Origin of the sequence: Methanococcus voltae PS (assembly GCF_024807035.1) — an archaeon.
Classification (GTDB): Archaea; AGJL01; Methanococci; order Methanococcales; family Methanococcaceae; genus Methanococcus; species Methanococcus voltae.
On sequence record NZ_JANUCQ010000001.1, the window covers coordinates 170,379 to 183,257 of the forward strand.

The 12,879-nt window shown below is 28.5% G+C and carries 12 protein-coding genes; 6 read left to right on the top strand and 6 right to left on the bottom strand.

Annotated elements, in window-relative coordinates; translation table 11 throughout:
• Positions 1 to 11: 11 nt before the first annotated feature.
• From M2325_RS00860 to psmA, 4 genes are all read right to left on the bottom strand, one after another.
• Positions 12 to 152, bottom strand: coding sequence for a DNA-directed RNA polymerase subunit P (locus M2325_RS00860; protein ID WP_013180592.1), 141 nt, complete (start codon positions 150 to 152; stop codon positions 12 to 14).
• Positions 153 to 544: 392 nt separating this feature from the next.
• Positions 545 to 835 (bottom strand): 50S ribosomal protein L37Ae, encoded by a 291-nt coding sequence (gene rpl37A / locus M2325_RS00865; RefSeq protein ID WP_209590148.1) that lies wholly within the window; start codon positions 833 to 835, stop codon positions 545 to 547.
• Positions 836 to 1,339: 504 nt separating this feature from the next.
• Positions 1,340 to 2,044 carry a ribosome assembly factor SBDS gene (locus M2325_RS00870; RefSeq protein ID WP_209590149.1) on the bottom strand — a complete coding sequence of 235 codons (705 nt, stop codon included), beginning with the start codon at positions 2,042 to 2,044 and terminating at the stop codon, positions 1,340 to 1,342.
• A 214-nt stretch (positions 2,045 to 2,258) separates the two neighbouring features.
• On the bottom strand, positions 2,259 to 3,026 hold the full coding sequence (gene psmA / locus M2325_RS00875; RefSeq protein ID WP_259050801.1) for an archaeal proteasome endopeptidase complex subunit alpha: 768 nt from the start codon (positions 3,024 to 3,026) through the stop codon (positions 2,259 to 2,261).
• Positions 3,027 to 3,536: 510 nt separating this feature from the next.
• On the opposite strand from psmA, the gene M2325_RS00880 reads away from it, so the two are divergent.
• The 3 genes from M2325_RS00880 (at position 3,537) to trm5b (ending at position 6,432) form a co-directional block, all read left to right on the top strand.
• The gene (locus M2325_RS00880; protein ID WP_209590150.1) at positions 3,537 to 4,559 is read left to right on the top strand and encodes a type II glyceraldehyde-3-phosphate dehydrogenase; all 1,023 of its coding nucleotides are present in this window, start codon (positions 3,537 to 3,539) and stop codon (positions 4,557 to 4,559) included.
• Positions 4,560 to 4,821: 262 nt separating this feature from the next.
• Positions 4,822 to 5,238 carry a hypothetical protein gene (locus M2325_RS00885; RefSeq protein WP_259050805.1) on the top strand — a complete coding sequence of 139 codons (417 nt, stop codon included), beginning with the start codon at positions 4,822 to 4,824 and terminating at the stop codon, positions 5,236 to 5,238.
• 93 nt (positions 5,239 to 5,331) lie between these two features.
• A complete protein-coding gene (gene trm5b / locus M2325_RS00890; protein ID WP_259050815.1) occupies positions 5,332 to 6,432 on the top strand; it encodes a tRNA (guanine(37)-N1)-methyltransferase Trm5b in 1,101 nt (366 codons plus the stop codon).
• Between the two features lie 31 nt (positions 6,433 to 6,463).
• On the opposite strand, the gene M2325_RS00895 is transcribed toward trm5b, so the two are convergent.
• Positions 6,464 to 7,051, bottom strand: a complete 588-nt coding sequence (locus tag M2325_RS00895; RefSeq protein WP_259050564.1) for a DUF447 domain-containing protein — start codon at positions 7,049 to 7,051, stop codon at positions 6,464 to 6,466.
• A gap of 146 nt (positions 7,052 to 7,197) precedes the next feature.
• Here M2325_RS00895 and M2325_RS00900 point away from each other — a divergent pair, with 146 nt between their 5' ends.
• The 3 genes from M2325_RS00900 to M2325_RS08250 all read left to right on the top strand — a co-directional run bounded on the left by M2325_RS00900 (position 7,198) and on the right by M2325_RS08250 (position 10,199).
• Entirely contained in the window at positions 7,198 to 8,109 is a 912-nt protein-coding gene (locus tag M2325_RS00900; RefSeq protein WP_259050570.1) for a shikimate kinase, read from the top strand.
• Between the two features lie 317 nt (positions 8,110 to 8,426).
• Complete coding sequence (fbp, locus tag M2325_RS00905) at positions 8,427 to 9,575, top strand: fructose-1,6-bisphosphate aldolase/phosphatase (protein ID WP_209590153.1); 1,149 nt, start codon at positions 8,427 to 8,429, stop codon at positions 9,573 to 9,575.
• Between the two features lie 324 nt (positions 9,576 to 9,899).
• Complete coding sequence (locus M2325_RS08250; RefSeq protein ID WP_255296113.1) at positions 9,900 to 10,199, top strand: iron-sulfur cluster biosynthesis family protein; 300 nt, start codon at positions 9,900 to 9,902, stop codon at positions 10,197 to 10,199.
• Positions 10,200 to 10,428: 229 nt separating this feature from the next.
• Here the strand turns inward: M2325_RS08250 and M2325_RS00915 are convergent, their stop codons facing one another.
• The gene (locus tag M2325_RS00915) at positions 10,429 to 12,540 is read right to left on the bottom strand and encodes an acetate--CoA ligase family protein (protein ID WP_259050572.1); all 2,112 of its coding nucleotides are present in this window, start codon (positions 12,538 to 12,540) and stop codon (positions 10,429 to 10,431) included.
• Positions 12,541 to 12,879: the final 339 nt, after the last annotated feature.

Consider the following 12,879-nt stretch of genomic DNA (forward strand, 5'->3'; position numbering starts at 1 on the left):
TAACCTTTTGATTATCTTGCCTGAACTTTTTTAACTATTTTAGGTCTTAATTTTATCAATACTCTGTTACTACAGTGAGGACATTTAGCTTTTGAACCTATATCATCGATAGTTATTATTCTTTGGCAATTTGAGCATCTATATTCTACCATATTATCACCATAATCGTATATTTTTCCTATTTAATTTGAAATAATAATAAATTACAATAAATAAATTAAAATAATTTTTAATTTTAAGTTAATTTAACTTACTTTGATTTAGTTTAACTTACTTTATTTTATCTCATGAATTTTATACATAGTAACTTAAATTATATATTTTTATTCATTTATAAATAATATATTAATACAATCATATTATCTCATTATATGGTCATATAACCAATAATATCTATAATCAATTAAAATCTAAAATAATCATAAAATAAATTTCCATATATAATAATTTATATAATCCATATAATGGTATAAGCTTATTAAAAGTGGTTAATTACCTTTAAATCTCTAAAATTAAAATAAAATAAGTAAGAATATTTAATAAATTAAATTTGTTTGTTTTTACTGTCGATAACTCTTCTGATAGCTTTTGTAACAGCTTTTCCTGAACCTGTTTCAGGAGTGTAAGCTCCACCAGCTAATTTAGCATTACATTTTGAACATACCCAAATTGAGGTTCCTGCTCTTTTTAATTTAGGGAATCCACATACAGGGCATTTGTATGCTTTTTTCTGTTTCATTTCTACGTTTCTTAATCTTACTCTGAGTTTTCTACCGTATCTTGGTCCGAATCTACCAGCTGAACCAACCTTTTTAGTGTGGCTGTATTCTACCATGTTATCACCTAATAATTTAAAAATATTTGAAACCACAATTTATTATCTTTAAATTGTAATTTCGTGTGTTTTCGATTTAACTTTGTTTATAAACATTATTTTATGTATATATTAATAATATGGGTTATTTCATCGCTTTTGGATTTATTTCTAAATTTTATAAATTTAAACGATAATCCTTTTAGAATGAAATTAGTTTCATTCAATAATTAAACACATAGAATTCTAAAAAATACAAATTCGATGCGTATTTTAATATTGTATGTTAAATTAAGTTTTACACATATCCACGATATATTTACTTTATAGAATATCCCATACTACAATATAAAGTTATCTATGGTATAAAATATCCCAAGTATCGTCTCATAATTTTGGGTTATTTACCTTGAAAATATTATGAGATATATCTAAAATTAGTATTGTTTTTTAATATATAAATCTATATACTATGGTTAAAAACTAATAATAAAATAAAATTAATAAAAAATGATAAAATTTAGGCTAGAATCTTTTTAAGACTCTTGTTTGTACAGAACCTTTTGTTATTTTATTTAAAAACATATAAAATTCATTCTCAATACCGCTAGGAATTTCAATCACAAATACGAGTGACCCATCTCCAAGCCATTCTTCTTTTTTAATAGTACCATATTCTGACAAAGAATGGTAAACTGTACCAGCGTACTCCCCACCAAGTTTAACTGCTACCTCTCTTTTTTCAAATTTCATAGGTAAAATTAACCTAAGTTTTTTTATTACATCGTTGATTTGTTCCTCAGCACTTTTATATAAATCAACGGTAACTCTAGCCTCGTTCATGGCATTTTCAATCCTTTTAGGTGGGTGAGGGGTATCTGTTTGTGGATTGATAGTATTTCTAGCAATAATAGATATTACTTGCTTCTTTTTTTGCTCTTGCATTTCTTTTCTTTGTTCTGATGTTAAATGAACCTGTCCTTTAAGTATAATCTTTTCAGCAATTTTTTTGCTATCTAAAGTTTCAAATACTTTCATTAATAGCTCTTCTGGAGCTTTTTCCCCTTTTGAAATATCCTTATAAATATTCTCTGACGCTAATATGTCGGAAATATCCACAGATGATTTATTTTCTTTAAATTTGGCTGCTAAATACGGGTCAACATATATTTCGAATTTTTCACCGTGTGATTGTAATCTAGCCATAACCGCATTATCTAATGACGCCATAATACCCCTTTTTAATATATTTTGTGTTAATAACTTACCAAAACAATAACAATAAAATAATGAAATATGAAAATAAATGAATAAATAAATAATCTAAAAATATCAAAATAAAGCTAATTGATTAGATAATAACTAATTACGTAATTAATTAACATTAATTATTAGTTAATTAATCTTTCTGTAGTTTTAAATAAAATTTAGCTTTTAATAATATTTATTCTTTATTTTCATCTTCAATTTTATTTTCATCTTCGATAGCTTTTGAAACATATTCTATAATTGCTTCAATTTCTTCAACTGATTTTTTCTCAACTAATTTTTCACTATCTTTTACAATTGCCATATCAACGCTAACAGCATTTAACTCAGGGTTTATTTTGTTTAAAACGTATATTGCTAAGTCCATACCTTCACTAACAGTGATATCTTCATTGTATTTCTCTTCGAGAAGTTCCATTGCAACATGTCTTCCTGAACCGATTGCAGAAGCTTTATACTCTATTAAAGCACCGCTTGGGTCTGTTTCAAATAATCTAGCACTGTGTTTATCGATTCCGGTAATTAAAAGTGCTAAACCAAATGGTCTTGCTCCACCGTGTTGTGTATAAGCTTGTTTTATGTCACAGATTTTTTTAGAGAGGGCTTCAACAGTGATTTTTTCACCGTAAGTCATTCTATTTATTTGAGCTTCTGTTCTTGCTCTATCGATTAATACCCTAGCATCTGCAACTAATCCGGACGTAGCAGCAACAATGTGGTCATCAACTTGGAATATTTTTTCAATTGATGATACTTCCACTAATTTGTTTGAAATTCTTCTATCTACTGCTAAAACTACGCCATCTTTACATCTAATGCCTACAGCGGTAGTGCCTCTTCTAACTGCTTCTCTTGCGTACTCAACCTGGTATAATCTACCTTCTGGGCTGAATATGGTGATTGCTCTATCGTATCCTGATGCTCCTGGAACCATTTGCATAATTATCCTCCTTTCTAAGCACTATTTTCATATTGAGAAAATTAAACTATAATTTGTAATAATATAATATGTATTCATATAGTCATATATTCATCTTATTACTTTAAGTTTTAGTTATTTTATTTTTAATTTAATAATTTATTTTTATTTTCGTAAATATCATATAATATTGAATATATTCCTTTATATAATTTTATATTTTAAAGTTATTTATTAGATTATATATTTATCATCTATATTATACTTTAATATTTTTATTTGTATTTTAATAACTACTTAATAACTACTTAATAACTAATTAATAAGTATTTAATAAGTATTTAATAGGTATATGTCTTCAATAAATAAGAATTAATACAAAATAATATAAAATATTAATATCATAGGTTACAAATTATTATATATGATACGATAATTAAAATAACTAAGAAACAACATAATAAGAATAAACGATAATATTAAAAATAAAACAAATAAAACAAATAAATAAAAAAATTCAGATATGGTGATGTTATGACGGCAAAAATATTGGTAAATGGATATGGCTCGATAGGTAAAAGAGTAGCTGACGCAGTAGCTTGTCAGAAGGATATGGAAGTTATTGGAGTAACAAAAACAAAGCCTGATTTTGAAGCAAAAATGGCATTAGAGAAAGGTTATAAATTATACGCAGCAGTACCTGAAAGAGCTCACTTATTTGAAGAAGCAGGTTTGGAAATATCCGGTACACTCGACGATGTAATTCAAGATGCTGATTTAGTGGTTGACGGAGCGCCTAAGAAAATAGGTAAACAAAATTTAGAAACAATCTATAAAAAGCACAACGTTAAGTCTATCATACAAGGCGGGGAAAAAGCAACAGATGCAGAGGATTCATTTAACTCATTATGGAGCTATAACAGATGTTACGGAAAAGACGCTATTAGGTTAGTTTCTTGTAACACAACAGGGTTATGCAGGTCATTATATGCAATAGATTCTGTAACGGATGTTTTAAAAGCAAGAGTTGTATTAGTCAGAAGAGCTGTAGACCCTAATGACTCTAAAAAAGGTCCAGTTAACGCAATAATCCCATCAACAGATGTACCTTCACACCACGGTCCAGATGTAGAATCAGTAATCGATAAGTTAAAGGGAAAAATTATTTCTTCAGCTGTTATTGTACCTACAACATTAATGCACATGCATTCATTAATGGTTGAAACAACAGGAACTACAAAAGATGATTTATTAGATGCTATTGCTAAAACACCAAGGATTTTCACCGTAAAAGCTTCAGAAGGCTTAGATTCAACAGCAGCTTTAATTGAAATGTCAAGAGACATGGGTAGATTAAGATACGATTTAAACGAAATTCCAGTATGGGAAGAAAGTATCAACGTAATTGATAATGAAATCTTCATGATGCAAGCAGTTCACCAAGAAAGTGACGTTATCCCTGAAAATGTAGACTGTATAAGGGCTATGTTACAAATGGAAGAAGATAACATGAAATCCATTGAAATGACAAACAAAGCAATGGGTTTAATGAAATAAATTAATTTTATACCATATAAGTATGAAATTTACCAAATATTAATTTTTTTATTTTTAATTATATTAGTTTTATAAAATAGCTTTTTTTATTAGTGCTTTAGTTGTATTTGTTAACCCTATTTTTATAGTCACAAATAGTTATAAAATATAGTAAGTACTAATTCATAATACTATAATCTAAAGTGATATTATGGACGTAAATTTAAATGAATCAACCAACACAAGTTTGGAAAGTTTGAAAAATTTAAAAAAGAAATTGAATATAACAGAATTAAGGGCAAATTCCATCGAAGAATTAATTGAGAAGTTAGATGAATTAAATGAGGAAGAAGAAGGAATTTATTTAAACAAAGAGTTAACAAAATCATTAATAATCGAACTTTTGGAAGTTTGTGACGTGGAAGAAATATATTTACCGGTTTCGAAATACAACAGGACTAATAAAAAGATATTAGAGGCCTTAAGTGAGATAGGAATCACCGTAAAACCCCTAACGACTGAGAAAGGCCGTCCTACAACTAAAAAACAAATTATTAAAAAAAAGATGGAAGAGGGTAAAAATCCCAAGGAAATAGCAATTAGCACAGGGATTAATTTAAAAACTGTTGAATATCATTATTATAAATTAAAAAAAGAAATAAAAAATAAAATAACTAATAACAAAGGAATAGACAAATAAACAAATAAACAAATAAACAATATGTATTTTTTATTATGTATTACATATGGTGAAATTTTGAAAATAAATATCGAAGAAAGTGAAAATAATCTAATTTTAAAAGCAGTAAAGACTAATTTAAAAAACGGGGAATTTATAAGAAGAATTCTTTTAGATTATAATTTATTGAATAAGGATTATAAGTTAAAAAAACTGGATAATAACTTATATTTGCCATTGAATTATGAAGAAATTGAAGAAATAGGCGAGGAAGACTTAAAAAATACCTTAAAAAATGTTATAATTAAAAGCCAAAATCAAAATCAAAATCAAATGGACGATATGGATTTTGAAATTATAACTACAAATGAATCCGATTTTGAAAAGTCAAATAATAAAAAAAATCCAAGTTTTAAAGATTATCTTTTAAATAATTATAGTGACGAATTAACAAACGGAAGAATAGCACACGCATATGATATTATAGGGGATATCGTAATATTACAAATTTCGGATGAAATTGATAAAGAAGAACGGTTAAAGCTTGGAGAAAAGGCTAAAGAATTAATACCTTCTGTAAGAGCTGTTTTTAGGCGAGAAAGTGACGTAAAAGGAGAATATCGTGTAAGAGATTTAGAACATTTGGCAGGAGAAGAGAATACATTAACACTTTATAAGGAAAATGGCTATAAATTATATGTGGATGTTGCAAAAGTGTATTTCTCACCACGTTTAAGCTGGGAAAGAAATAGAATAATGCAGAAAGTCGAAAAAGACGACGTAATAGTAGACATGTTTTGTGGAGTGGGACCTTATTCAATTGCTTGTAAGGATGCAAAAAAGATATATTCTATAGACGTAAACCCTGAAGCTATAAAATTATTAAAAGAGAATATAAAATTGAATAACTTGGAAAATAAAATATTTTCTATCCTCGAAGACGTTAGAAAGGTAGATTTAAAAGGTAATAGAATAATTATGAATTTACCAAAATATGCAAATCAATTTGTCGATAAAGCTTTGGATTTGGTGGAAGAAGGCGGGACAATACATTATTACATGGTTGGAGCAGATGTAAACGAGGGCATAAATTTATTTAAATCAAAGTGTGAATGTGAAGTTTTGGAAAGCAGGGTTGTAAAATCCTATTCTCCACGCGAATATGTCTTTGTAATTGATTTTAAAATCAATAATCCTAATAAAAATAAAAAATAATATTTAAAATAAGAATAATAAAAATAAGAATTTAAATGTCAATATGTTCTTTAAATTTGTTTAATACTATCATATGCTCTTTAGAACCTACTTTTTTTATTATATTCGCATATTCTTTAATTTTTTCCATCATTTTAATTTTTTCAGTTTCTGAAACTAGATTTATGCGAGAATATAAAACTGCAATTTCAACCAGTAAACTATCGGCTCTGTTAAATGGTTTAAGCTCATTTTGATACTTTTTATTAGTATCAATGATTTTTTCATCTATTTTTTCACATTCTAAATTCATTATGCATGAATTACCATATTCATTTTTAAAACTACTAAATTTACGGTTTTTAACTTTGACTATATCAATTTTTTCAGCTTCTTTGATATAATAATAAGTTTTTCCATTATATTCTAATTTTTCATAGTTTCCTACATCGTCAATTACAGATTCTGCAATAATTAATGGACTACATACATTTAAAATTATAATATCTTCATTTTTAAGCATTTCATAAGTGTGAGAACCTTCGAATAAATTAATTATATAATTTTTAAAATCCGAAGTTTTTGCCCCAATTGGAGCCCTATTCAATAAAGAAGACGTTAAAACATACTCATATTTCATAATATCGCTACTTTAAATTTTTAGAATTACTGTATATTTAATTGCATTAAATTACATTACAATAGTTATTTTAATTATATATCCCTATATAAGAATTATATAATAAAGATTTTGAATTTTTAAACATTTATAATTTTGGTGAATATATGTATTCAAAATGTACTGCAATATCTCATGGTTCTGGGACTATAATAAATGCCATTGCTACAAATAAGGGCTCTGCATTTGGTATAACTTTAGGAGTTGAAGCAACTGTCGAGTTAATAAATGACCATAAAAAAATCATTAATGGAAAGATTGAAGGGCAAAAAGAAATTGCCCCTAATTTGATAGAGACATGTGTAAAAAATGTTTTAGATTATTATAATTTGGATTACTCCGCAAAGGTTACTACAAAATCTAATTTGCCCATAAAATCCGGCTTAAGCAGTAGTAGTGCAACAGCTAATGCAGTTACTCTTGCCACAATGGGGGTTTTAGGAAAATATGCTCCCGAAGGCGATAAAAAAATTAATAAAAAAATTAATAACGAGTTGGATGATTTAATAATTAATTTGGGCATAAAATCTTGCTTTGATGAAAATTTAACGATAACTGGGGCATATGACGATGCAACAGCCTCATACTATGGTGGAATTACAATAACAGATAATGAAAATAGAAAAATTTTAAAGAGAGACGCATTTAATGATGAAGATGTAAAAGTAATCGTTTTAATTCCAAATAACTATCAAAAAAATTTAAACAAAGAACGTATGATATTAATTAAAAATTACGTTGAAATAGCATTTAACAATTGTTTAGTGGGTAATTATTATGAAGCCCTTTTTATGAATGGATTATTTTATGCGTCTACTTTGAATTTTCCTACAAACATATCTATAGAAGCATTAGAGTCAGGAGCTTTAACTTTTGGGCTTTCTGGAACGGGACCTTCCTATATAGGTCTTTGTAAAGCTGAAAATGTTCCAAATATCGTAAAATATCTTGAAAAATACGGAAAAATATATATTACGGAAGTTTGTAATTCGAAATCTAAAATAATTAATTTAGAATGATAAATTTTTTTAATATTTTAATATTTTAATATTTTAATATATGATATCATATTTTAATCTTCAACTGTATTTTATCCCAATCATGCGATAATTATATAAAAGTGAAATTTATAATATATGGTGCTTTATGATATTGATTTATCAGATAATTATTTTAATCAATATCCTTAATTAAATTTATAAATAATAGAATGTAGATAAAATATTTATTGAATGTCATACTATTATTTGCTAATTATTTATCACTATTTATTTAATGATATCTAAATTAGATACTAATCAATACTAATATCCAATATCTCTAAGTAGGTGTAATTATGGAAGAAAAAGTAACTGTAAGTGTTATTAAAGCAGATGTGGGCGGTTTATGCGGTCACACATTAGCTCCTATTGAATTATTAGACGCTGTTGAATACGTAGTTGAAAACGCGGTTGACGAAACATTAATCGACTACTACGTTACAAACTGTGGTGACGACATCGATATTGTTATGACTCATAACAAAGGTGTAGATAACGATGAAGTACACAAATTAGCTTGGGACGCATTAACAGATGCGACAGAAGTTGCAAAAGAGTTAAAATTATACGGTGCAGGTCAAGATTTATTATCAGACTCATTTTCAGGAAACGTTAAAGGTTTAGGCCCAGGATGTGCAGAAATGGAATTCGTAGAAAGAAGAAGCGAACCATTAGTTGTATTTTGCTGTGATAAAACAGACCCTGCAGCATTTAACTTGCCATTCTACAAAATGTTCAGCAGTCCATTCAACACACCAGGTTTAGTATTTGACCCATCAATGACAGAAGGTTTCAAATACGAAGTTATGGACATCATCGACCACAAAAGAGTTTTAATGAGCACACCTGTTGAAACATACTCCTTATTAGCTTTAATCGGAAACTTAGAAAGATACGCAATTAAGAGAGTTTACAGAGGATACGACAACGAAATTGCAGCTGTAGCAAGTTCAGAAAAATTAAACATGATGGCAGGAGAATACGTTGGTAAAGACGACCCTGTAGCTATCGTAAGAGCTCAAAGCGGTTTCCCGGCAGTTGGTGAACTTTTAGAAGCTTTCGCTAACCCACACTTAGTATCAGGATGGATGAGAGGATGCCACTGGGGTCCAATGATGCCAGTTGGAGAAGAAGACGCTATGCCTTCAAGATTTGATGGTCCTGCAAGAATTATGGCTTTAGGATTCCAATTGTCAAAAGGAAGATTAGTTGGTCCAAATGACTTATTCGCAGACAAAGCATTTGATAAAGCAAGAGATAAAGCTTTAGACATGGCTGATATGATGAGAAGCATGGGTCCATTCCAACCTCACAGATTACCAGAATCAATGATGGAATATACCTCAGTACCTAAAGTTTTAAAAGCTTTAGAATCAAGATTCGAAGAAATTCCAGAAAACAACTGTAAATTAGACAAAGTTACCGATAGAGGAGACTTAGAATAATTTAATAGGTTAATAAGTTAATAATATTAAAAAATATTATTAATTTTATTATTCTAAGTTTTATATCTAAGACTTAACACTGTCAAAATCTTTTATTTTACTTAAATTTTTAAATTTTTAAATTTTTACTTGCTTATTTTTATTTTTATTTTTAAATTTTTTAAATCATACATTATTGTAATTTCACCATAACCATACTATGATTTTAATCCAATTTCTTTTTTTATCAATTAGATATTAAGATATCTAATAACCTTATAAATATAGTTATGAGTTAAACCTATATATTCAATAATTATATAGAATTACACAGGAGGTGTTAAGATGATACCAGTTACCATATCTGATGATGCTAGAGAATTCATCATGGAAAAACTACCTCAAGCAACTTCAAAGGACTTCATTGTAGTATTTGAAGGATTTGGTTGAGGAGGGCCTAAATTTTCAGTAGATTTAGTAGATAAAATAATGGATACAGATGAATTAATACACGAAGAACCAGAGTTTAAGGTTTACATCGACAAAATGGCAAAACAAGTGCTCGAAAGTGTAAACATTGTATTAAAAAAGTCAGTATTCAGTGGAAAATACCTTGCTATACAAGGAGCAGGTGGATGTTGTTAAGATTTAAGAACCAAAATGGATTAAATCTTATCTAAACATCGATACTATATATCAAATATACAAAATAACAAATTTTTAATTTTATATGATTGTCGCATATTATATAAAATATTTTAATACTTTTTTGAATCACTTAATCAATTTAAAAATAATAAAAATAAAATAGAAATTAATTAATAATAATTTAACTAGTTACTAAATTAACTAGTTACTAAATTAACTAGTATACTTAGTTTGTCATGATAAGAGCGTCTCCTATCACACCTTTTTTACCGTCTTCTTTAACGAAAACAGGGTTTATGTCAATTTCTTGAATTTCATCGTAAGCTTCCATAATTACACCGACTCTTACGATTAATTCCTTAATAAATTCAATATCTCTTTTAGGCTCTCCCCTTACACCTTCGAGGATTTTATATGTTCTAAGTTGTTGTAACATTTCTTCAGCGTAGTTTTTGGTTATTGGATGTACTCCAAAGGTAACATCTTTCATAACTTCTACAAAGATACCACCAAGACCGGTCATGATAACAGGGCCAAATACTTCGTCTCTTTTACCACCGATGATAATTTCTTTACCTTCTACAAATTCTTCAATTAATACACCATCAATAACGCCAGTTTCTCCTTTTTTTGCAAGATATTTTGTACCGTTTTCGATAATTGTATTGTAAGCACCTTCAATGTCTGACGGAGCAATGATAACGCAACCCGCATCTGATTTGTGTAATATCTGAGCTGAAACAACTTTCATTACAACTTTATCCATTGTCGAAGCATATTTTACAGCTTCCTCTGCACTTGTAGCTACATATCTACCAGGTGTAGGAACTCCGTTAATTTTTAAGAATTCTTTTGCATTGTTTTCATTAGGATTTGCAAGTAATTCTCTTAATTCGTCGCCTTTTTCTGTTTTTATTGCGTATATTTCTTCCTGAACTTTTTTAAGGTATTCTCCATCATCAACAACATTTTGGTTTAAGTATTGTTGGTATGTAGCAGATAAAGCTTTAACTGCAAGTTCTGGGCACATGAATGTAGGTATTTCATGTTCTTTTAAGTATTCAGCACCTTCTGAAACTGAGTTACCGCCAACCCAAGCAGCAACAATTGGTATTGTTTCTCCTTTTGCTCTAAGAGTATCTTGGAATTTAACCAATTCTTTTGCAGCTCCAATATCGTCAGTCATTCCTTGGGGGGTTAATATTACAACGATACCATCTACATTGCTATCTTTTGCTAATTCTTCAAATGCGTGTTTGTATCTTTCTGTATCTGCATCTCCAATTAAATCCAATGGGTTTGAAACACCTGATGTATCGGGCAAGTATTTTTTAAGTTCATTAATTGTTTTTTCTTCAAATTCAGCCATATTTAAGCCATATTTACTTACCATGTCTGTAGCAAGAACTCCAAATCCGCCTGCATTTGTGATAATACCTACATTGTTACCTTTCATAACTGGTTGTGTTGAGAATATTTTTAATAAGTCAACCATTTCCTCGAAAGTTTCAACATTGAATACTCTTCCTTTTTTAAATGCAGCTTCGTACATTTGAGCGTTACCTGCAAGACTTCCGGTGTGCGATGATGCAGCTTTAGCTCCTGCATCTGATTTTCCACTTTTTAAAACAATAACTGGTTTTTTGCAAGATAAAGCACGTGCTGAGTCTATGAATTTTTCGTTTTTAAGTCCTTCTACGTATAAAACAACAACGTCTGTATTTTCATCGTCTGCGAGGTAATCTAAAATTTCATCCTCCTGAACGTCTATTTTATTACCCATACTTACGATTTTTGAGTAACCTAAGTTTAAAGGGATTGAAATATCCATTAAAGCGGTCATAATAGCACCACTTTGTGAGATAAATGCGATATTTCCTTTTTGGTCGAAATCTTTACTAAATGAAGCGTTTAAGTCATCGTGCATGTTGATTACACCGAGACAGTTAGGACCAATTGTTCTAATATTGTATTTTTTCAAAATTTCGATGGTTTTTTCTTCGAGACTGTGGTCACCAACTTCTGAAAAACCAGCAGTAATAATAATTGAGCCTTTAACACCCTTTTTTCCACATTCTTCCATTGTTTCAGGAACGAATTTAGCAGGGATTGAAACTAAAACGAGGTCAATGTCACCCGGAACATCTAAAACAGAATCATAGCATTTTAAACCATATACTTCCTCATATTTTTTGTTAATTGGGTATACGTTACCGCCTTTTTCCATAAAGCTTTTTAAGTTTTTCATCAAAGATTGTCCAACTTTTCCTTCTATTTCAGTAGCGCCTATTACTGCAACTGATTTTGGGTTGAAAATTGCTTCAAGTCCATTATTCATAAATCTCACCATATTGGATTAATATTTTTAATTATAATTTAGGTATAATATAAGTATAATTTAACTATAATTTAATTACAATATTTTATATTTTCAATATTTTAATTTGGTTGGTTGTATAATATTTTTCGAGATATTTTATTCATGCGATATTAAATTAAATATTCAATTGTATTAGTGTATAATTTATTATATTGTTATGCCCTCGCGGACTATTTAGTTTTATCCTTGCTAAAAATTTTAGTCATTCAAAAATCCATATTTAAATTTCATTTTACACTTATTTTGTATCTTCAATTTCATTATTATAACGTTATAATTAATTATCGTATTAGATAT